This window comes from Roseomonas nitratireducens, assembly GCF_017813355.1.
Classification (GTDB): Bacteria; Pseudomonadota; Alphaproteobacteria; order Acetobacterales; family Acetobacteraceae; genus Neoroseomonas; species Neoroseomonas nitratireducens.
In genome coordinates this window covers 25922-45686 of record NZ_JAGIYZ010000004.1, presented here as the reverse complement: position 1 = coordinate 45686, position 19765 = coordinate 25922, and the positions used below count along the sequence as shown (strand labels likewise).

At 71.5% G+C, this 19765-nt stretch carries 18 protein-coding genes; 4 read left to right on the top strand and 14 right to left on the bottom strand.

The annotated features are described in order from the left end of the window. Window positions 1-74 precede the first annotated feature (74 nt). The gene (locus J5Y09_RS06000) at window positions 75-1655 is read right to left on the bottom strand and encodes a 2-isopropylmalate synthase (RefSeq protein ID WP_209350847.1); all 1581 of its coding nucleotides are present in this window, start codon (window positions 1653-1655) and stop codon (window positions 75-77) included. Window positions 1656-1960: 305 nt separating this feature from the next. On the opposite strand from J5Y09_RS06000, the gene J5Y09_RS05995 reads away from it, so the two are divergent. Next, complete coding sequence (locus J5Y09_RS05995) at window positions 1961-2929, top strand: Bug family tripartite tricarboxylate transporter substrate binding protein (protein WP_209350846.1); 969 nt, start codon at window positions 1961-1963, stop codon at window positions 2927-2929. Further along, complete coding sequence (locus tag J5Y09_RS05990) at window positions 2929-3903, top strand: hydroxyacid dehydrogenase (protein WP_209350845.1); 975 nt, start codon at window positions 2929-2931, stop codon at window positions 3901-3903. The genes J5Y09_RS05995 and J5Y09_RS05990 overlap by 1 nt, the downstream gene beginning before the upstream one ends. A gap of 2 nt (window positions 3904-3905) precedes the next feature. On the opposite strand, the gene J5Y09_RS05985 is transcribed toward J5Y09_RS05990, so the two are convergent. From J5Y09_RS05985 to J5Y09_RS05970, 4 genes are all read right to left on the bottom strand, one after another. Beyond that, the gene (locus J5Y09_RS05985; protein WP_209350844.1) at window positions 3906-4220 is read right to left on the bottom strand and encodes a cupin domain-containing protein; all 315 of its coding nucleotides are present in this window, start codon (window positions 4218-4220) and stop codon (window positions 3906-3908) included. 10 nt (window positions 4221-4230) lie between these two features. After that, window positions 4231-5160 carry an allantoinase PuuE gene (gene puuE / locus J5Y09_RS05980; protein WP_209350843.1) on the bottom strand — a complete coding sequence of 310 codons (930 nt, stop codon included), beginning with the start codon at window positions 5158-5160 and terminating at the stop codon, window positions 4231-4233. Window positions 5161-5204: 44 nt separating this feature from the next. Then, a complete protein-coding gene (locus tag J5Y09_RS05975) occupies window positions 5205-6188 on the bottom strand; it encodes a Bug family tripartite tricarboxylate transporter substrate binding protein (protein WP_209350842.1) in 984 nt (327 codons plus the stop codon). A 165-nt stretch (window positions 6189-6353) separates the two neighbouring features. Next, window positions 6354-7688 (bottom strand): tetratricopeptide repeat protein, encoded by a 1335-nt coding sequence (locus J5Y09_RS05970; RefSeq protein WP_209350841.1) that lies wholly within the window; start codon window positions 7686-7688, stop codon window positions 6354-6356. 199 nt (window positions 7689-7887) lie between these two features. On the opposite strand from J5Y09_RS05970, the gene J5Y09_RS05965 reads away from it, so the two are divergent. After that, window positions 7888-8511: a TetR/AcrR family transcriptional regulator gene (locus J5Y09_RS05965; protein ID WP_209350840.1), complete on the top strand. Its 624-nt coding sequence runs from the start codon at window positions 7888-7890 to the stop codon at window positions 8509-8511. 59 nt (window positions 8512-8570) lie between these two features. On the opposite strand, the gene ilvC is transcribed toward J5Y09_RS05965, so the two are convergent. The 4 genes from ilvC to miaA all read right to left on the bottom strand — a co-directional run bounded on the left by ilvC (window position 8571) and on the right by miaA (window position 13007). Further along, window positions 8571-9587, bottom strand: coding sequence for a ketol-acid reductoisomerase (ilvC, locus tag J5Y09_RS05960; protein WP_209350839.1), 1017 nt, complete (start codon window positions 9585-9587; stop codon window positions 8571-8573). A 39-nt stretch (window positions 9588-9626) separates the two neighbouring features. Continuing rightward, window positions 9627-10145 carry an acetolactate synthase small subunit gene (gene ilvN, locus J5Y09_RS05955; protein WP_209350838.1) on the bottom strand — a complete coding sequence of 173 codons (519 nt, stop codon included), beginning with the start codon at window positions 10143-10145 and terminating at the stop codon, window positions 9627-9629. A gap of 12 nt (window positions 10146-10157) precedes the next feature. Further along, complete coding sequence (locus J5Y09_RS05950; RefSeq protein ID WP_209350837.1) at window positions 10158-11957, bottom strand: acetolactate synthase 3 large subunit; 1800 nt, start codon at window positions 11955-11957, stop codon at window positions 10158-10160. Between the two features lie 84 nt (window positions 11958-12041). Next, window positions 12042-13007 carry a tRNA (adenosine(37)-N6)-dimethylallyltransferase MiaA gene (gene miaA, locus J5Y09_RS05945; protein WP_209350836.1) on the bottom strand — a complete coding sequence of 322 codons (966 nt, stop codon included), beginning with the start codon at window positions 13005-13007 and terminating at the stop codon, window positions 12042-12044. A 23-nt stretch (window positions 13008-13030) separates the two neighbouring features. Between miaA and serB the strand changes: the two genes are divergently transcribed. After that, a complete protein-coding gene (gene serB, locus J5Y09_RS05940) occupies window positions 13031-13924 on the top strand; it encodes a phosphoserine phosphatase SerB (protein ID WP_209350835.1) in 894 nt (297 codons plus the stop codon). On the opposite strand, the gene J5Y09_RS05935 is transcribed toward serB, so the two are convergent. The 5 genes from J5Y09_RS05935 to hflK all read right to left on the bottom strand — a co-directional run bounded on the left by J5Y09_RS05935 (window position 13894) and on the right by hflK (window position 19471). Further along, on the bottom strand, window positions 13894-15612 hold the full coding sequence (locus tag J5Y09_RS05935; RefSeq protein WP_490380723.1) for a DUF6311 domain-containing protein: 1719 nt from the start codon (window positions 15610-15612) through the stop codon (window positions 13894-13896). The genes serB and J5Y09_RS05935 overlap by 31 nt on opposite strands. Before the next feature lie 56 nt (window positions 15613-15668). Then, window positions 15669-17174 carry a DegQ family serine endoprotease gene (locus J5Y09_RS05930; protein ID WP_342451417.1) on the bottom strand — a complete coding sequence of 502 codons (1506 nt, stop codon included), beginning with the start codon at window positions 17172-17174 and terminating at the stop codon, window positions 15669-15671. A 130-nt stretch (window positions 17175-17304) separates the two neighbouring features. Further along, entirely contained in the window at window positions 17305-17496 is a 192-nt protein-coding gene (locus J5Y09_RS05925; protein WP_209350832.1) for a DUF2065 domain-containing protein, read from the bottom strand. Beyond that, on the bottom strand, window positions 17493-18392 hold the full coding sequence (gene hflC / locus J5Y09_RS05920; protein ID WP_209350831.1) for a protease modulator HflC: 900 nt from the start codon (window positions 18390-18392) through the stop codon (window positions 17493-17495). The genes J5Y09_RS05925 and hflC overlap by 4 nt, the downstream gene beginning before the upstream one ends. Then, on the bottom strand, window positions 18389-19471 hold the full coding sequence (gene hflK, locus J5Y09_RS05915) for an FtsH protease activity modulator HflK (RefSeq protein ID WP_342451416.1): 1083 nt from the start codon (window positions 19469-19471) through the stop codon (window positions 18389-18391). The genes hflC and hflK overlap by 4 nt, the downstream gene beginning before the upstream one ends. Window positions 19472-19765: the final 294 nt, after the last annotated feature.

Genomic DNA, 19765 nt, shown 5'->3' with positions numbered 1-19765 from the left:
TCCGCCAGCAGTGTAGCCGGTGCCGGCGGGCGATGGACCCGAAACGCTTCAGGCCATCGCCCTGTCCGGGTCGGTCATGCGCGCAGCACCGCGGGCGGTTCCGTCCGCTCCCGCTTCACCAGCAGCTTGTTCAGCGCGTGCACATAGGCGCGGGCGGAGGCGACGATGGTGTCGGTGTCCGCCCCCTGCCCGTCCACGAGCTTGCCGCCTTCCTCGAGCCGCACGGTCACGCGCGCCTGGGCGTCCGTCCCGCCGGTGACCGACTGCACGGCATAGAGCTTCAGGTTCACATCGTGCGGGAAGGCGTTGCGCAGCGCGTTGAAGGTCGCGTCCACCGCCCCGTCGCCGGCGGCGACGCCGTCCTTCGCCACGCCGTCGACCTCGAGCGTGATGGACGCGGTGGGCTTGGTCGCCATCCCCGTCGCGACCGTCAGCGCGGTAAGGCGGATGCGGTCGTTGCCGCGGACGATCTCGTCGTCCACCAGCGCGGCGATGTCCTCGTCGTAAACGACCTTCTTGCGGTCGGCGAGGTCCTTGAAGCGGCGGAAGGCGTCGTTCAGCTGATTGTCGCCGATCTCGTAGCCCATGCCCTTCAGCTTGTCGCGGAAGGCGGCGCGCCCGGAATGCTTGCCCATCACCAGCGAGGTGTTCGACCAGCCGACGCTCTCGGGCGTCATGATCTCGTAGGTCGACTTGTCCTTCAGCACGCCGTCCTGGTGGATGCCCGATTCATGCGCGAAGGCGTTGCGGCCGACGATCGCCTTGTTGGGCTGCACGTCGAAGCCGGTGATGGTCGCGAGCAGCTTGGAGGTCTTGAGGATGCGTTCCGTGACGATGTTGTTCTTCGTCGCGATCGCGTCGTGGCGCGTGCGCAGCGCCATCACCACTTCCTCGAGGCTGGCGTTGCCCGCCCGTTCCCCGATGCCGTTGATGGTGGATTCCACCTGCCGCGCGCCGGCGCGGATCGCCGCCAGCGTGTTCGCGACGGCAAGGCCCAGGTCGTTGTGGTTGTGGGCGGACAGGATGACCTTGTCCGCGCCGGGGACGCGTTCGCGCACCATGGTGAAGATGCGCGTCATGTCCTCGGGCAACGCGTAGCCGACCGTGTCGGGGATGTTGATGGTCGTCGCCCCCGCCTTGATCGCGGCCTCGACGCAGCGGCAGAGGAAGTCGGGCTCGGTCCGCGTGCCGTCCTCGGCCGACCATTCGACGTCGTCGGTGTGCTGGCGCGCGAGGCCGACCGAGCTGGTCACGAGGTCCAGCACCTGCTCGGGCTCCAGCCGCAGCTTCACCCGCATGTGCAGCGGGCTGGTCGAGACGAAGGTGTGGATGCGCTTGCGCGCCGCCGGCTTCACCGCTTCGGCCGCGCGCAGGATGTCGGCCGGCGCGGTGCGCGACAGGCCGCAGACCACCGGCCCGTCCTTGGCGAAATGCTGGGCGATCGACAGCACGCTCTCGAAGTCGCCGGGGGAGGCGATGGGGAAGCCGGCCTCCATCACGTCGATGCCGAGCTCCCACAGCGCTTCCGCCATGCGCAGCTTCTCCTCGAGGTTCATCGAGAAGCCCGGCGACTGCTCGCCGTCGCGCAGCGTGGTGTCGAAGATGATGATCCGGTCGTCGGCCAAGGTGCCGAAGGAGGGATGGGTGATGGCCATGTCAGGCGTTCCCTGTTTGGCGATGATGTGGATGCGCGCGTTCGGTCCCAGGTTCCCCTGAGCGATGTCCGGCTGCGGTCAGCCGGGCGTCACGCCCAGGGGCGGCTAAGTCGAAGAAGAAGGAGGAGGCCGAGCGGCGCGCGCGCGGCGGCGGGGGCGGGAAGCCCCAGATCCAGGCCAGCCGGGATCGCGCGCAGTGTCATCGCGGGGGAACGATACGTGCGCGCCCGGCCGGCGGCAAGCGCCGATATTGCCGCCCCGGCGGGGGGCGGGCAGTCTCCCGCGCCATAAACGTGGAGGAAACCATGCTGCGCCGGATCGCCCTCGCCCTGGTGGCGGGCCTCATCGCCCTGCCCGCCGCCGCCCAGGAGTGGTCGCCCGACCGCCCCGTCCGCATCATCCTCCCCTTCCCGCCCGGCGGCGCCACCGACCTCATCGCGCGCATCCTCGCCGACCGGATCAGCCGGACCTCCCCCCACCCCTGGGTGGTCGAGAACCGCTCCGGCGCCAATGGCAACATCGGCATGGAGGCCGCGGCGCGCAGCGCGCCGGACGGATACACGCTCGGCGCCTGCACCATCGGCAACTGCGCCATCAACCCGGCGATCTACCGCCGCATGCCCTTCGACATCGAGCGCGACCTGGTGCCCGTGTTCTGGAGCGGCAGCGTGATGAACGTGGTCGCGGTGCACCCTTCCGTCCCCGCCACCACGCTGCAGGAATTCATCGCCTGGACGCGGGCGAATCCGGGCCGGGTGAACTACGGATCGTCCGGCTTCGGGTCGTCCAACCACCTGACGCCGGAACTGCTGAACGGGCGGCTCGGCACCGGGATGGTGCATGTGCCCTTCCGCGGCGGCGCGCCGGCGCTCCAGGCGCTGCTGGCCAACCAGGTGCAGGTGATGATCGAGAACATCCCCACCAAGATCCAGGCGATCCGCGCCGGGCAGATCCGCGCCATCGCCGTCACCGGCGGCCAGCGCGACCCGTCCCTGCCCGAGGTGCCGACCTTCGCCGAGGCGGGCGTGCCGGACATCGTGGTCGAGCCCTGGTTCGGCTACATGGCCCCGCGCGGCACGCCGGCGAACGTCGTCGCCGGGCTGAACCGCATCCTGAACGAGGCCAATGCCGACCCGGAGGTGCAGCGCCGGCTGCGCGACCTCGGCGCGCGGCCGGAAGGCGGCAGCCCGGAACGCTTCGCCGCCCATGTCCGCAGCGAGATCGCCCGCTGGCGGGAGGTGGTGGAGCGCAACAACATCGAGAGGATCGACTGATGGCGCACCGCATCGTCCTCGGCCGCCCGCTGCATCCGGCAGGCGCCGCGGTGCTCGCCGCGCGCGGCGACCTTGAGGTCACCGAGATGTTCGACCCGCCGGCCGAGGCGCTGCACCGCGCGCTGGCGGATGCCGACGGGCTGATCGCCTGGCTCGAGCACGTGGATGCGGCCGCACTCGCCGCCGCGCCCCGGCTGCGCGCCGTCTCCCGCGTCGGCGTCGGCTTCGACACCATCGACATCCCGGCCTGCTCGGAACGCGGCATCCCGGTGATGGTGGTGAACGGCACCAACGACCTGTCCGTCGCCGAGCACGCGATGATGCTGATGCTCGCCGTCGCGCGCCGCGCCGTGGATGCGGACGCGCATGTGAAGCAGGGCGGCTGGTGGCCGAAGGAAGGGCCGCGCATGGTCGACCTTGCCGGGCGCACCGCGCTGGTGGTGGGCTATGGGCGCATAGGCACGCGCGTCGCGGCCTATTGCCGCGCCTTCCACATGCGGGTGCTGGTGCACGACCCGCTGTTCCACCCCGCGCGCATCGCCGCCGACGGGCACGAACCCGCGCGGGACCTGCGCCACGCGCTGGCCGAGAGCGACGTGGTCACGCTGCACTGCCCGCTGGCGCCGGCCACGCGCCACCTGATGGACGAGGCCGCCTTCGCCGCGCTGAAGCCCGGCGCCATCCTGGTCAACACCGCGCGCGGGCCGGTGGTGAAGCAGGCGGCGGTGGAACAGGCGCTGCGATCGGGCCGGCTGATGGGCTTCGGCACCGACGTGCTGGAACAGGAACCGGCCGAACCCGGCAACCCGCTGCTGCGCCTGCCCAACGTCATCGTCAGCCCGCATTCGGCCGCGAGCACGGAGGAAGGCCTGTCCCGCATGGCCGCGCAGGCGGCGCGCAACCTGCTCGACGCGCTGGACGGCGCGCCCGACCCGGCGATGATGGTGAACCCGGAGATCCTGCAGCGGCGTTAGGTTCAGCCGCCCACCGGCTGGAAGTCGTAGGTCCCGATGCCCTGCAGGATGGCGAAGCGGCAGCGCCCGCCATCCTTGCCGGTGACGCGGTGCGCGCGCCTGGCCGGCACGGCGTGCATCTGGCCCGGAGCGAGTTCCACGACCTCCCGCGGCGCGCGCATCTCGATCACCATCGGGCCGTCCATGCACCAGAAGGTGTCCGTCACCTCGCTGTGCCAGTGCCAGGGCACCTCCTGCCCCGCGGCGAGCGTCAGGATCTGCATGCGCAGGCCGGGCGCCTCGGCGACCAGTTCGCGCTTCTCGAGCGGATAGGACATGGCGGCCCCTTCAGCGTGACGGCGGGTGGGTCGCCCACCAGTGGCGGGCGATGTCGGCGCGGCGGCAGATCCAGACATCCCTCTCCCGCGCCACGCGGGCGAGGAAGCGCTGCAGCGCCGCCGCGCGGCCGGGCCGTCCGACCAGGCGGCAATGCAGCCCGACCGACATCATCTTCGGGCTCCCCGCCCGCCCTTCGGCGAGCAGCACCTCGAAGGCGTCCGTCAGGTGGCGTTCCCACCCGTCCGGGTCGCCGAAGCCGGGCGGCACCGCGTACTTCATGTCGTTGTTGTCGAGCGTATAGGGGATGACGAGGTGCGGCTTGCCCGCCGCCGTCACGTAGTGCGGCAGGTCGTCGTCATAGGCGTCGCTGTCGTACAGGAAGCCGCCATATTCGGCGACGAGCCGCCGCGTGTTCGGGCTGATGCGGCCGGTGTACCAGCCGACCGGGCGCTCGCCGGTCAGGCGTTCGATCGTCTCGACGCAGCGGGCCATCTCGGCGCGCTCCGTCGCCTCGTCCATGCCGTGGTAGTCGATCCAGCGCCAGGCGTGGGAGGCGACCTCGTGCCCCGCCGCGACGAAGGCGCGCGCGGCATCCGGGTTGAGTTCCAGCGCGCGGCCCACGGCATAGACCGTCAGCGGCATCCCATGCGTGGCGAAGGCGCGCAGCACGCGCCAGACGCCGGCGCGCGCGCCGTAATCGAACTGGGATTCGACGGTGCGGTTGCGCTCGCCCAGCACGGGCGATCCGCCCGGCACCTCGTGCAGGTACAATTCGCTGCCGGCATCGCCGTTCAGCACCGTGTTCTCGCCCCCTTCCTCGTAGTTCAGCACGAAGGACAAGGCGAGCTTCGCGCCGCCGGGCCATTGCGGGTCCGGCGGCCGCGGGCCGTAGCCCAGGAGGTCGCGGGGGTAGTCGGTGTCGGCGGCGAGGATCGTCATGCCGGGGAGGCTGCCGGAAGCGCGCGCCGGCGGTCAATCCGGCGTCATTCCGGGGCGAGACGCAGCTGGCGCACGATCGGCCGCAGGGCCGCGACCTGGGCGTGCACCATGTCGCGGAACTCGGCGCTGGAATTGCCGCCCGGATCGGCGCCGAGCTCGTCGATGCGCGCGGCGAGCGGCGGGTGGCGGGCGGCGGCGGCGATCTCGGTCTGCAGGCGGGCGAGGACGGGCTCGGGCGTGCGGGCGGGGGCGAAGAAGCCGTTCCAGCCCAGGATCTCGGCGTTCGGGAAGCCCTGCTCGCGCACCGTCGGCACGTCCGGCAGCAGGCGCGAGCGCGAGGTGGAGCGGATCGCGACCGGCCGCAGCGAGCCCGCGCGGATGTGCTGGAGGGAGGAGGAGAGCTGGTCGCCGCCGAAGGGGATGCGGCCCGTCAGCATTTCCTGCACCAGCAGCGACGCGCCGCGGAAGGGCACGTGCTCCATGCGGAAATTGCCGTCCGCCTGCAGCACCTCCCCCGTCAGGTGGCCCGCGCTACCCGGCCCGGTGGAGCCGTAGAAGGGCGGGGAAGGCTGCGCCCGCGCCCAGGCGATGAATTCCGCCAGGTTCGTCGCGGGGACCGAGGGATGCACCATCATCACCGTCGGCACCAGCGCGCCCAGGCTGATGGGCGCGAAGTCGCGCTCGATCGAATGCGGCGCGCGGTTGTTGAACTCCAGCACCGCCGTGGTGGCCGAGAAGGTGGAGTTGTGGAACAGCAGCACCTGCCCGTCCGGGTTCGCCTTGGCGACGAGGTCCGCGCCGATCGAGCCGCCGCCGCCGCCCCGGTTCTCCACCAGGATCGACACGCCGAGCGTCTCCGTCAGGCGCTGGCCGAACAGCCGCGCGAGGATGTCCGTGGTGCCGCCTGCGGCGAAGGGGACGATGACGCGGATCGGGCCGGACGGCGTCCAGCCCTGCGCGCGGAGCGCGGCGGGCGCGGCGAGGGTGCCGCCGGCGGCGGCAAGCAACAGGGCGCGACGGCCGAGCATAGGATCGATCCTCCGGACAGGCGGCGTCGTGCGATGCGCCGCATTCGTTGCACGAAGGGTGCGCGAGGGGGTGCGCCGGCGTCAACCGGCGCGGGGCCGGCAAACCAGGTCCGTGCGCGCGGGCCAGCGCGGCGGCCCGGCGCGAGGCCAGGCCGCCCGCCAGGGTCAGGCCGCCAGCGGCCGCGCCATGGCGCGCGCCCGGGCGGCCCAGCCCTGGGCGACCGGGCTGCCCTCCTTCAGCGCCAGGCGCTCGGCCACCATGGCGTCGGCCATCCGGGCATCGCCGGCGCGGATCGCCGCCTCGCACAACGTCCAGGACAGGACGTCGCGCTGCGCGTGGCTGCCGCCGAAGCGATTGGCGATGCCGCGCACGGGCAGGATGTGCGCCACCGCCGCCGCGAAATCGCCCCGTCCGAAGGCGGCGAGGCCGCGCGCCAGCGGCAGGCCGACATCGCGCGACATCATGGCGTTGGTGCCCGGCCCGGCCGCCGCGCGTTCGAGCGTGGCGATCACCTCCCGCTGCGCCGCCGCGTCGCCCGTGGCGACGAAGGCCATCATCGCGTGCACGTCGTTGAAGGCGTAGACGCCATGCCCGAGCCGCGCCGACCAGGCGGGCGCGACGCGCGACCAGCGCGCGCCCACATCGTGCCCCAGCACCCAGAGCCGCCACAGCAGCGCCGCGCCGTCGATCGCCTCCAGCGCCTGGCCGAAGCCGCCGGCGGAGACACGCTCATCGAACAGCCGCAAGGCACCGGCGATGTCGCCGCGATCGATGCAGAACAGCGCGACATGCCACCAGTTGTGGTAGGCAAAGAGGCTGTCGGGTGACCAGCCGGGCGCGGTCTCGGTCATGAAGGCCGCCCCGTCCGCCGCGCGGCCCTGCATTTCCATCACATGCGCGACCGCATGCGCGGCCCAGCCATCCCGCGGGTTGCGCGCCACGGCCTCCCGCCCGGCCGCCTCGGCGCGGGCATAGTCGCCGCATTCCTCGAGCCCGAAGGCATGCATCCCCAGAAGGAAGCCATGGCCCGGCATGTCGCGGTGCCAGTGCGGCAGCACGCGCGCGACGCGGTCGCGCAGCATCTGGCTCTGGCCGAGGAAGAAGTCGCCGAGCTGGGCGAGCTGCACGGCCAGCAGGTCGCGCGGATGCTCGATGGCGATGCCGCCCCAGGTCTCGGTCGCGGCCTGGAGATCGCCCGCGGCCCAGCGGCGCGCCGCCGCGATATAGGCGCCCTCCCGCGCATTGGCGCGCGGCGCGAGGCGTTCCGCCGCCGCGAGGCTGGACTGCAACTCCCCGTCGAACGCCTTGTCGGTCGTGGTGGCGAGGATGCCGGCGCGGATCGCATGACCCATCACGCAATCGGGCTCCTCGGCAAGCAGGGCGTCGATGTCGGCGATCGGATCGGCGAGGTAGGCGTGGAACTTCGCGATCGCGCCATCCAGCCGTTCCGCGGCGGCGGCGGTGCAGGTGAGCGGGTTGCCCCGCATGTCCGTGGCCATGGTGTTGGTCCCTTTCGTCGTTGTTGACGGCAAGGGTGTCGCGCCGATCGGGCCATGGTCTCTACCCGTCCCGCGGTGCGGTCGGGGCGGCTTTCGGAAAGGACGAAATCTCAATCACTTGCGATCGCTTCGGCGGCGGCCGAAGCCTGGGCCCGTGATTCGGCGCACACCCCGACTGCACCTGGGGTACAGTCAGGCCATGAGCGCGACCACGCTGAAGCGGGAGAGCGCCCGCGAACGCATCCTGGACCTGGCCGAGGCCGCGGTCCTGCAGAAGGGCTTCGGCGCGACCTCGATCGAGGAGCTGATCGCCGGCGTCGGCATCTCCAAGAGCGGCTTCTTCTACCACTTCCCCGACAAGGGCGAGCTCGCGAAGGCGCTGCTGCTGCGCTACATCGAGCGCGACCGCGTCATCCTCGACGACATCTTCGCGCGCGCGGACGAACTCAACGACGATCCGCTGCACGGCTTCCTCGTCGCGCTGAAGCTGTTTGCCGACATGATGGCCGCGATGACCGAGGTGCATCCCGGCTGCATGGTCGCGTCGGTCTGCTACCAGGAACAGCTCTTCGACCGGGAAGTGCATGAACTGGCGCGCGACGCCGCGCTGGCCTGGCGCGTGCGCTTCCGCGCGCGGCTCGATGCCATCGTCGCGCGGTACCCGCCGCGCGTGCCGGTCGATCTCGAGGACCTCGCGGACATGCTGTCGGTGATGATGGATGGCGGGATCACGATCTCCCGCATCATGCGCGACCCGGGGCTGCTGGCGCGGCAGGTGATGCTCTACCGCGCCTTCGTGCGCTCGGTGTTCCTCGGCGCATAGAAAAGGGCGCCGGAGGTTTCCCCCCGGCGCCCCGGACCTCCGGCGCGTGGCCGCAGGCTTCAGTTCTTCGCCTTGTCGACCAGCTGGTTCTTGCTGATCCAGGGCATCATGGCGCGCAGCTTGGCACCCACATCCTCGATCGGGTGCTCGGCGAGGCGCCGGCGCGTCGCCTTGAAGGACGCCTGGTTCACCTTGTTCTCGAGCATCCAGTCGCGCGCGAAGCGGCCGGACTGGATGTCCTCGAGCACGCGCTTCATCTCGGCCTTGGTCTCGGCGGTGATGATGCGGGGGCCGGTGACGTACTCGCCGTACTCGGCGGTGTTGCTGATCGAGTAGTTCATGTTGGCGATGCCGCCCTCATAGATGAGGTCGACGATCAGCTTCACCTCGTGCAGGCACTCGAAATACGCCATTTCCGGCGCGTAGCCGGCTTCCACCAGCGTCTCGAAGCCGGCCTTGATCAGCTCGACCAGGCCGCCGCACAGGACGGTCTGCTCGCCGAACAGGTCGGTCTCGCATTCCTCCTTGAAGGTGGTCTCGATCACGCCCGAGCGCCCGCCGCCGATCGCCGAGGCGTAGGACAGCGCGATTTCCAGCGCGTTGCCCGAGGGGTTCTGGTGGACGGCCACGAGGCAGGGCACGCCGCCGCCCTTCTGGTACTCGCCGCGCACCGTGTGGCCCGGGCCCTTCGGCGCGATCATGAACACGTCGATGTCCGGGCGCGGGTCGAGCAGGTTGAAGTGCACGTTGAGCCCGTGCGCGAAGGCGATCGCGGCACCCGGCTTCATGTTGGCGTGCAGGTGGTCGCGATAGAGGTCGCCTTGCAGCTCGTCGGGGGTGAGGACCATGACGACGTCGGCCCAGGCGGCCGCCTCGGCGGGCGTCATCACCTTGAAGCCGGCGGCCTCGGCCTTCTTCCAGGACCCGCCCGGACGCAGCCCGATGACGACGTCCTTCACGCCGGAATCGCGCATGTTCATCGCATGGGCATGGCCCTGGCTGCCGAAGCCGATGACCGCGACCTTCTTCGCCTTGATCAGATTAACGTCCGCATCGCGGTCGTAGTAAACGCGCATGATCGCGCTCTCCCTCTTCCTACGGGTCTTCCAACGAATTCAGTTCAGTCCGCGCGCCCCGCGGGCGATCGCGACCGCCCCCGTGCGCGACACTTCCGCCAGCCCCAGCGGCCGCATCAGCGCGCAGAAGGCGTCGATCTTCTCGGCCGCGCCGGTCATCTCGAAGACGAAGCTCTCGGTCGTCGCATCCACCACGCGGGCGCGGAAGGCGTCCGCCAGGCGCAGCGCCTCGACGCGGCTGTCGCCGTTGCCCACAACCTTGATGAGCGCGAGCTCGCGCGTCAAATGCGGCCCCTCCATCGTCAGGTCCGACACCTTGTGCACCGGCACCAGCCGGTCGAGCTGCGCCTTGATCTGCTCGATCACCATCTCGGTCCCGCTCGTGACGACCGTGATGCGGCTGATCCGCCCGGTGTCGTCCACGGGGGCGACCGTCAGGCTGTCGATGTTGTAGCCGCGGCCCGAGAACAGGCCGATGACGCGGGCCAGCACGCCGGCCTCGTTTTCCACCAGCACGGCGATGGTCGCCGCGCGCTGCGCGTTTCCTGCTTCCGACATCTTCCGCGCCCCTCAGACCAGGACCTTGCCTTCGTCGGTGACGCCGGCGACGCCGCCCTCCTGGTCGGGGCCCAGGATCATCTCGTTGTGCGCGGCGCCGGACGGGATCATCGGGAAGCAGTTCTCGTCCTTGGCGACGCAGATGTCGGCAATCACGGGCTTGTCGATCGCGATCATCTCGCGGATCACGCGGTCAAGGTCATCGGCGTGCTCGGCGCGCATGCCGACGGCGTGGAAGGATTCCGCCAGCTTCACGAAGTCGGGCAGCGCGGCGGAATAGGATTCGCTGTAGCGCCCGCCATGCAGCAGCTCCTGCCACTGGCGGACCATGCCCATGTACTCGTTGTTCAGGATGAAGACCTTCACCGGCAGGCGGTACTGCGCGAGCGTGCCCATCTCCTGGATGTTCATCAGGATGGACGCCTCGCCGGCGATGTCGATGACCAGCGCGTCGGGATGCGCGATCTGCACGCCCATCGCCGCGGGCAGGCCGTAGCCCATGGTGCCGAGGCCGCCCGAGGTCATCCAGCGGTTCGGCTGGTGGAAGCCGAAATACTGCGCCGCCCACATCTGGTGCTGGCCGACCTCGGTCGTGATGAAGGTCTCGCGCTTGAGCTCCTGCGTGATCTCGAACAGGCGCTTGACCGCGTGCTGCGGCTTGATGATGCGGCCTTCCTGGCGGTAGCGCAGGCAGTCCTTGGCGCGCCATTCGTCGATCTGGCGCCACCAGGCGGTCAGCACGTGCTTGTCCTGCGGCGCGTCCTCGGTCTTCCAGGCCTCGATCATCGCGGCGAGGACGCGGGCGGCGTCGCCCACGATCGGCACGTCCACCGGCACGTTCTTGTTGATGGAGGACGGGTCGATGTCGGCGTGGATCTTCTTCGAGTTCGGCGCGAAGGCGTTGAGCCGCCCCGTCACCCGGTCGTCGAAGCGCGCGCCGATATTGAACATGACGTCGCAGCCATGCATGGCGAGGTTCGCCTCGTAGGTCCCGTGCATGCCGAGCATGCCCAGGAACAGAGGGTCACCGGCCGGATAGGCGCCGAGGCCCATCAGCGTGTTGGTGCAGGGGAAGCCCGTCATGCGCACGAATTCGCGCAGCAGGCGGGACGCCTCCGGCCCCGAATTGATCACGCCGCCGCCGGCATAGACGATCGGGCGCTTGGCCTGCTTCAGCAGGCGCACCGCCTTGCGGATCTGCTCGCCATCCGGTTCCGTCTGCGGGCGGTACGACCGGTGCGGCGTCTCCGGCGCATCGGAATAGGGGGCCTTGTTGATCAGGATGTCCTTGGGCAGGTCGATCACGACCGGGCCGGGACGGCCGGACTTCGCGACGTAGAAGGCCTCATGCACCACGCGGGCGAGGTCGGCCGACTTCTTGACCAGGTAGTTGTGCTTCGTCGCCGGCCGCGTGATGCCGGTCGTGTCCGCTTCCTGGAAGGCGTCGTTGCCGATCAGGTGCGTCGGCACCTGCCCCGTAAGGCACACGACGGGGATGGAATCCATCAGGGCGTCGACCAGGCCCGTCACGGCATTGGTCGCGCCGGGGCCGGAGGTGACGAGCACCACGCCCACCTTGCCGGTGGACCGCGCGTAGCCTTCCGCCGCATGCACCGCGGCCTGCTCGTGCCGCACCAGGATGTGGCGGATGGCGTTCTGCTGGAACAGCGCGTCGTAGATCGGCAATACCGCGCCGCCGGGATAGCCGAAGATGACCTCGACACCCTGGTCCTTCAGCGCGCGCAGGACGACCTCCGCGCCCGACATCATCTGGGCGGCATCGGTGCTGGCGGGCTTGGTGGCGGCGGACATCGGTCTCTCTCTTCGCTGAAAAGGGCGCGGCCCGCGGGGGTTCCGCGGGCGACGGGGGGCTCTTAGACCCCGCGCCGCGGCGCGTCAACGCACCCGATCAACAAAAGCGAAGACATCCCCCAAAAAACTTTCCGATAATTGCGCCCGACCCGTGATCCGCGCATGGATCGTATGCGCCCGCGACGGGTCGGCCAGAAGATGATGCCGGAACCAGGTCGCCTGCCGCTTGGTGTACTGCCCGGTGTTGAGCATCGCGCGCCGCGACGCGTCCTCCTCCGTCATCCGCCCGGCCAGCATGGCGGCCAGTTCCGGCACGCCATGCGCGCGCATCGCCGGCAGGGCGGGGTCGAGCCCCAGCGCAACCAGCGCCCGCACCTCCTCCACCGCCCCGCCCGCCATCATCGCCGCCCACCGCGCCGCGATGGCCGCCCGCAGCGTATCGCGCGGCGGGTCGATCAGGATGGCGGCGAAGTGCGAAGGCGCCGGCCCCGTCCCGCCCCCCGCCTGCCAGGCCGAAAGCCCCCTGCCCGTGCCGAGCCAGACCTCATAGGCGCGGGCGATGCGCTGGCTGTCGGAAGGACGCAGCCGCGCGGCCGTGCCGGGATCTCCCGCGGCGAGCCTCGCATGCAGCGCGGCCGGCCCTTCCTCGGCCAGCAGGCGCCGCGCCTCGGCCCGCGCCGCCTCCGGCACCGGCGGGATGTCGGACAGGCCCTCGGTCAGCGACGCGAAGTACAGCCCCGTGCCGCCGCACATGATCGGCAGGCGGCCTTCCGCGCGGGCCCCGGCCATCGCGGCCAGCGCCTCGCCCCGCCACCAGGCGACGCTCGCCGCCTCGGCCGCCGGTCGCACGCCATAGAGGCGATGCGGCACGCGCGCTTCGTCTTCCGGCGTCGGCCGGGCCGTCAGCACGCGCAATTCGCGGTAGACCTGCATGCTGTCGGCGTTGATCACCGTGCCGCCGACGCGTTCGGCGATGGCGAGCGCCAAGGCGGACTTGCCGCTCGCCGTCGGGCCGGCCACCAGCAGGGCGGGCGGTTGATCCGCGGTCATGGCGCGGGCATACCCCCGCGCCCATGGACCATGTGCTGACCCTGATCGCCCCCCAAGGCGCGCTTGCCCCCGATGCGATCGCGGCGGCGCGCGCCTCCCTCGCCGCCGCCGGCGCCGCGACCGAAGCACCCGGCTGGCTGTCCGCCGCCGAGGCCGCGGACCTGGCCTTCGCGGGCATTACGCCGGAAGCCGCCGACGCCGCGGCGCGGGCGGCGCTCGCCGGCCAGCCCGTGGACCTGATCGCCCAGCCCGCCGAAGGCCGGCGCAAGCGCCTGCTGATCGCGGACATGGACAGCACCATCGTCACGTCCGAGACGCTGGACGAGCTGGCCGGCTTCGCGGGGCTGAAGGACCGCATCGCCGCCATCACCAAGCGCGCCATGAATGGCGAGCTCGATTTCGAATCCGCGCTGCGCGAACGCGTCGGCATGCTGGCCGGCCTGTCGGTCGATGCGCTGCAGCGCACCTGGGAAGCGACGGAACTGATGCCCGGCGCGCGCGAACTTGTCGCGACCATGCGCGCGACGGGCGCGCGCTGCGCCCTCGTCTCCGGCGGCTTCACCTTCTTCACCGGCCGCGTCGCGGCGCTCGTCGGCTTCCACGAACATCACTCCAACACGCTGCTCGAAGCGGATGGGCAGCTCACCGGCCATGTCGCCGACCCGATCCTCGGGCGCAACGCCAAACTCGCGACGCTGCGGCGGCTCGCGGCCGAAGAAGGCATCGGGCTGGAGGCGACGCTGGCCGTCGGCGACGGCGCCAACGACCTCGACATGATCCAGGCGGCGGGCCTCGGCGTCGCGTTCCGCGCCAAGCCGGTGGTCGCGGCGGCCGCGCGCGCGCGCGTGGAACATGCCGACCTCCGCGCGTTGCTGTTCGCCCAGGGCTATCGCGCCGAGGAATTCGTCGTCGCCTGAACCCGCCAGCCGGGGGCGAGCACCCAGCGGCCGTCGAAGCGGTCGAGCAGGTCCCGCGCCGGGTCCATGCCCGCGCGGGCGCGGGCGAGCGAGGCCTCGTCGCCCAGCACGTAGAAGGTGCGCGGTTCATGCGCGCCGCGCTGCAGCGCATCCGCCACGCGCGCGTTGACCGCCTCCACCGCGCGCGGGTCGATGCGCGCGAGATAGACCGCATCCGTCTGCAGCCCCAGCGTCGCGGCGTAGACCGCGACTTCCTCCCAGTTCGTCGCCTGCATGCCAGTCGGAACCACGCGGACGAAGGCGTAGCGCGCGGCGGCCTCCCGCCAGAACGGGTCGGCCAGGCGTAGCGGCACGGTCGGCGGCTGCACGATGAAATAGTGATGCAGCCGCGCGAAGCCGGGGCGGAGGTCGGCCGCCTGCAGCATCAGCGCCGCGAACAGCACGAAGCCCGCGCGCCGGCCGCCGAGCGCGCGCACCAGCGCGACCGCGGCGCCGAGCAGCGCGGCATAGAGCACCGGCCAGAAGAAGCGCTCCGACGCGCGCAGCGCATCGGCGCGGGAGACGATCCAGTCCGGCAGGGGCAGCACCTCGAATTCCCGCCCGCCAATGGCAACCCGATGGGTGATGGCGAGCAGCAGCAGCCCCGCCAGCACCAGCAACAGCGCCCAGTGCCGCCGCAGCGCGCCGCGCGGGCCCGCCAGCCAGGCAAGCGCGCCGCCCGCCAGCACCGCCAGCGCGCCGAGGCCGGGATAGGAATTGCCCGCCTCCAGGTGCCCCGCCGTCTCGATGTCCGGCAGGAAGGCGCCCCAATAGCCGGGGTCGAAGGGGGCGAGCAGGTCGAGCTGCATCTTGCCGTAGCCGCCCCAGGTCCCGCCGAAGCCCCCCGAGAGCAGGAAGAAACCGCCCGCCCAGAGCCCCGCGATGCCGAGCGCGGGCACGCACACCGCTTCCGCCGCGATGCGCGCGCCGCCGCGCCGCGCGGGATCCGCGGCGCGCGCCAGCCAGTCCGCGGCCCAGAGCGCGCCCACCATCGGCAGCAGATAGGCCTGGATGAGCGCGGCCGCGGCAAGCAGCGCGCCCCAGGCGGCGGCCCGGCGCCAGCCTTCCCCGCGCGTCACGCACAGCCACAAGCCCGCCAGCAGCAGGAACTGCCCGCCCAGCGCGAAATGCCCGCCCAGGCGCGCGAGCAGCAGCGGCTGCATCACGAACAGCCCCGCCACCGCCAGCCTCGCCATGGCATCGGTCGTGGCCAGGCCCATCAGCCGCCAGGCCAGCACCGCTTGCAGCGCGCCGCAGGCATAGATCCACAGGCCCCAATACTGCCCGACCTCGATCACCGGGCGCAGCGCCTTGAACAGGAAGGCCACCAGCGGGATCGAGTCCGAATAGAAGATGGAGGAGGCGAGTTCCATGCCCCAGCCGGGATTGGCGCCGGGCGGGATCCGCCATTCGTCCCGCGCGAAGGCGGTCCAGCCGAGCCAGTACTGCACGGGGTCGGGACCGATGCGGCCCGAGAGCATCCAGCCCGTGTCGGCGACGGGGAGGATGAAGCCGCCGAAGGCGGCGTGGATCACGAAGGCGCCGAGGAAACAGGCGGCCAGGGCGCCAAGAAGCGAAGGTCGGGGGAGGGGAACCTCCCCCGAGCCCCCTCCCTTCTCTTTCTGTTGGGAATTGATGGCCAAGGTCACAAAGAAGGTTGAGGGGGGTTCAGGGGGGAGAAGTTCCCTTCTCCCCCCTGTCTTCCTCAGCCAGGCGCGCCCCGCTCGCCCCGCAGGCGCAGCGGCACGAAGCGCTGCCCGCCCGACCCTTCGACGGCCAGCAGCGCCACGCCGCGGTTCTGCTGGCGCAGCGCGGCGATGCGGTCCTGCACCTCGCGCGGCGTGTTCACGCGCTGCTGCTGCACTTCCACGATCACGTCGCCGGGGCGGAGTTCGCGCTCGGCCGCGGGGCTGTTGGGCGCGACCTCGACGATCACCACGCCGCGCTGCTCGGGGCGCAGGCTGAAGCGCTGGCGCAGCTCGTCGGTGATGGGCGCCACGCGGATGCCCAGGCCCGCGACCTCGACGGGTCCCTGCTGCGGGGCGGCAGGCGCGGGCGTCGCGCCGGCCTGCTGTGGTTCCGGCGGCAATTCGCCGAGGGTGACGTTGACCGTCTCCTCCTTGCCGTCGCGCCAGACCACCACGGGCACCTCGGCGCCGACCATGTTGTCGGCGACGATGCGCGGCAGGGTGCGCATGTCCCGCACATCCACGCCGTTGAAGCGCAGGATGATGTCGCCGTTGCGGATGCCGCCGGTCGCGGCGGGGCCGCCTTCCTGGGCGCGGGCGACGAGGGCGCCGCGCGCGCCGCCGGGCAGGCGCAGCGCCTCGGCGATCTCGTCCGTCACCTGCTGGATGTTCACGCCGAGCCAGCCGCGCCGCACCCGCCCGCCGTCGCGCAGCTGCGCCACGATCCGCTGGGCGAGGTTCGAGGGAATGGCGAAGCCGATGCCGATCGACCCGCCCGACGGCGAGTAGATCGCGGTGTTGATGCCGATCACCCGGCCCTGCATGTCGAACAGCGGGCCGCCCGAATTGCCGCGGTTGATGGCGGCATCCGTCTGGATGAAGTCGTCATAGGCGCCCTGCCGGATGTCGCGCCCGCGGGCCGAGACGATGCCCGCCGTGACCGATCCGCCGAGGCCGAAGGGATTGCCGATCGCGATCACCCAGTCGCCGACCTGCGCCTCGTCCGAATTGCCGAAGGGCACCGCGGTCAGCGGCTTGTCGGTGCGGATGCGCAGCACCGCGATGTCCGTGCGCGGGTCCGTGCCCAGCAGCTCCGCGCGGATCGAGGTGTTGTCCTGCAGGATGACGTTGATCTCGTCCGCCCCGTCGATGACGTGGTTGTTCGTGACGACGATCCCCTGCGCGGCGTCGATCACGAAGCCGGATCCGAGCGACTGGCCGCGCCGCTGCGGGCGCTGCGGCTGGCCGGGCGGCTGCTGGCCTTCCTGGCCGGGCCGGCCGCGGTTGAAGAAGTCGCGGAAGAATTCCTCGAAGGGGCTGCCGGGCGGGGCCTGGGGCACGTCGGGCGCGTCCGGGCGGCCGGGCCGGGCCTGCACCGCCTGGCTGGTCGAGATGTTGACGACCGCGGGCAGCAGCTGCCGGGCCAGCGGCGCGAAGGTTTCCGGCGCGCGCTGCGCCAGGGCGGGCGGCGCGAGCGGCGCCGCGGAGACGAGGGCGGCGAAGGCGAGGACGGCGAAGCGCACGGGCTGTGACCTCATGGATGGGCGGCACGAAGCGTGGCCAGGATACGAGACCTGGGGAGGATGTGGCATCTTCCGCCGCCGGCGGAAGCGGCCATCATGCAACGAAACGCGACGGGCCGCAGCAACCGCCTCATCCGGCGAGCAGCCAGGCGAGGCCGATGCCGAGCGTGGCGGCGACCAGGCCCGCGATGCGCAGCGCGTCCTCGGGCGTCGCCGCCAGGGCGGCGAGCCCCCGGCGCATCAGGCCGGGGGCAAGGGCGTAGGCGATGCCTTCCAGGGCGAGGACGACGGCGACCCCCTGGAGGAGGCCGGCCAGCGTCACTGCGCCGGCGCCGGCCCGGGCAGGGGCCGCAGGCGCCCGCCGCTCTCCCGGAAATAGCGGAAGAACTCGCTGTCGGGCGTCATGACCATGCGCGTGTTCCCCTCCGCGAAGGCCTCGCGATAGGCCTGCATGGAGCGCCAGAACTGGAAGAAGTCGAGGTCGCGCTGGAAGGCGTCGGCCACCAGTCGCAGCGACTCCTGCTCCCCCTGGCCGCGCAGCACGTCGGACTGCGCCTGGGCTTCCGCCAGCAGCACGGTCCGCTCGCGCTCGGCGCCGGCGCGCACGCGCTGCGCCACCTCGGCACCCTCGGCGCGCGCCTCGCGCGCCACGCGCTCACGCTCGGACTGCATGCGCTGGAGGATCGCCTGGGTGTTCTCCTGCGGCAGGTCGGCGCGGCGGATGCGCACATCCACCACCTCGATGCCGAACTGGCGCGCCTCGACATTCACCTGGCGCTGGATCTCGCCCATGATCCGCGTGCGGTCGGCCGACAGGACCGACAGCAGCGGCTCGTTGCCCATCACGCGGCGCAGCGACGCCGAGACGATGGAGTTCAGGCGCCCGCGGATGCCGCCCTCGGTCGCGCCGACCGTCTGGTAGAACACCAGCGGGTCGGTGATGCGATAGCGCGTGAAGCTGTCCACGATCAGCCGGCGCTGGTCGCCGAGGATGACTTCCTCGCCCGGCGCGTCGAAGTCGAGCAGCCGCTGGTCGAAGCTGATCACCGACTGGATGAACGGGATCTTCGCCTGCAGCCCCGGCTCGCGGATGACGCGGATCGGCTGGCCGAACTGCGTGATCAGCACCTGCTGGGTCTGGTGCACGGTGAAGAGCGTCGAGGTGGCCGTCACCACGATGACGGCGAGCGCGGCGAGCGCGATCACGGAGCGGTTCATCGCGGCGCCCCCTGGCTGCGGCCCTGCACGACGCCCTGGCCCTGCGGCACGGCCGGCAATGGCGGCGGCCGGTTCTGCGGCATCCCGCCCTGCGGGCGCGGGGTGGCCGCGCCTTCGCCGAGCGGCAGGAAGGGCACGACGCCCTGCAGCCGGTCGTCGACGATGATCATCGGGTTGCGCCGCAGGATTTCCTCCATGGTTTCGAGATACAGGCGCCGCGTCGTCACGTCCGGTGCCGCCTGGTAGGCGGTGAGCACGCTGATGAAGCGCGCGGCCTCGCCTCGGGCGCGGGCGATCTGGCTTTCGCGGGCGCCCTGCGCTTCCTGCACGAGGCGCTCGGCCTCGCCGCGGGCGCGGGGGATGATGTCGTTGCGGAAGGACTCTGCCTCGTTGCGCAGGCGCTCGCGGTCGGCATTAGCGCGCTGCACGTCGCGGAAGGCCTCGATCACCTCGGCGGGCGGATCGACCTTCTGCAGCTGCACCTGCACGATCTCGATGCCCGCGCGGTACTGGTCCATGATCGCCTGGGCGCCGCGGCGCACTTCCTGTTCGATCTGCGCGCGCGCTTCCGTCAGCGCGGGCTGGATCGGCGTGCGGCCGATCACCTCCCGCATCACCGATTCGGCGGCGGACTTCACCGTGCTTTCCGGGTTGCGCGTGTTGAACAGGAACTCGCCGGCATCGCGGATGCGCCAGAACACGGCGACGTCGATGTCGATGATGTTCTCGTCGCCGGTCAGCATCAGGCTTTCGGCCAGCACGTCGCGCGCCGGCTGGACGCGGCCGGTCACGACCGGGGCGTCCTGCGCGCCGACGAAGCCGATGTCGACGCGGTTGATGCGGGTGACGCGCGGCGTCGTCACGCTCTCGACCGGCCACGGGATGTGGTAGTTCAGGCCGGGCGGGGCGGTGCGGTCGAAGGCGCCGAAGCGCATCACCACGCCCTGTTCGTCCGGCTGCACCCGGTAGAAGCCCGAACCGGCCCAGAACGCCACCAGCACCAGGCCAAGCAGCGCGATGCCCTTGCCGCCGCCGCGCGGCAGGAAGCGGCGGACCGCCTCCTGCGCCTGGCGGATCATCTCATCGAGGTCCGGCCCGCGCCCGCTGCCGGGCGGCCCGCCCTGCCCGCCGCCGGGAGGCGGCGGAGCACCCCACGGCCCACCTGGCCGAGGGTTTCCCCAGGGACTCTGACCGCCGCTGTTGTTCCAGGGCATGCTCTGCCGGGCCTCCGTCAAACCAGTTCGATCACGTCGCGTCTCGCCCGGCGCCCGCCCGCGGGGGATGCAGGGCAGGCGACGCCCGACCATATGGACGCGGGCCGGGCGCCGGGCGAGAAGCATCGTGAACGTGCATGCCTGCCCGGCGGTGCGGAT

Excerpts from the sequence above, each read along its gene's own strand:
- serB (WP_209350835.1), top strand. The coding sequence starts at position 13,031 with ATGGACCATGTGCTGACCCTGATCGCCCCCCAAGGCGCGCTTGCCCCC.
- ilvC (WP_209350839.1), bottom strand. The coding sequence starts at position 9,587 with ATGCGCGTTTACTACGACCGCGATGCGGACGTTAATCTGATCAAGGCG.
- J5Y09_RS05970 (WP_209350841.1), bottom strand. The coding sequence starts at position 7,688 with ATGGCCACGGACATGCGGGGCAACCCGCTCACCTGCACCGCCGCCGCC.
- J5Y09_RS05965 (WP_209350840.1), top strand. The coding sequence starts at position 7,888 with ATGAGCGCGACCACGCTGAAGCGGGAGAGCGCCCGCGAACGCATCCTG.
- J5Y09_RS05975 (WP_209350842.1), bottom strand. The coding sequence starts at position 6,188 with ATGCTCGGCCGTCGCGCCCTGTTGCTTGCCGCCGCCGGCGGCACCCTC.
- J5Y09_RS05985 (WP_209350844.1), bottom strand. The coding sequence starts at position 4,220 with ATGTCCTATCCGCTCGAGAAGCGCGAACTGGTCGCCGAGGCGCCCGGC.
- ilvN (WP_209350838.1), bottom strand. The coding sequence starts at position 10,145 with ATGTCGGAAGCAGGAAACGCGCAGCGCGCGGCGACCATCGCCGTGCTG.
- J5Y09_RS06000 (WP_209350847.1), bottom strand. The coding sequence starts at position 1,655 with ATGGCCATCACCCATCCCTCCTTCGGCACCTTGGCCGACGACCGGATC.
- puuE (WP_209350843.1), bottom strand. The coding sequence starts at position 5,160 with ATGACGATCCTCGCCGCCGACACCGACTACCCCCGCGACCTCCTGGGC.
- miaA (WP_209350836.1), bottom strand. The coding sequence starts at position 13,007 with ATGACCGCGGATCAACCGCCCGCCCTGCTGGTGGCCGGCCCGACGGCG.
- hflK (WP_342451416.1), bottom strand. The coding sequence starts at position 19,471 with ATGATCCGCCAGGCGCAGGAGGCGGTCCGCCGCTTCCTGCCGCGCGGC.
- J5Y09_RS05995 (WP_209350846.1), top strand. The coding sequence starts at position 1,961 with ATGCTGCGCCGGATCGCCCTCGCCCTGGTGGCGGGCCTCATCGCCCTG.
- J5Y09_RS05990 (WP_209350845.1), top strand. The coding sequence starts at position 2,929 with ATGGCGCACCGCATCGTCCTCGGCCGCCCGCTGCATCCGGCAGGCGCC.
- J5Y09_RS05950 (WP_209350837.1), bottom strand. The coding sequence starts at position 11,957 with ATGTCCGCCGCCACCAAGCCCGCCAGCACCGATGCCGCCCAGATGATG.
- hflC (WP_209350831.1), bottom strand. The coding sequence starts at position 18,392 with ATGAACCGCTCCGTGATCGCGCTCGCCGCGCTCGCCGTCATCGTGGTG.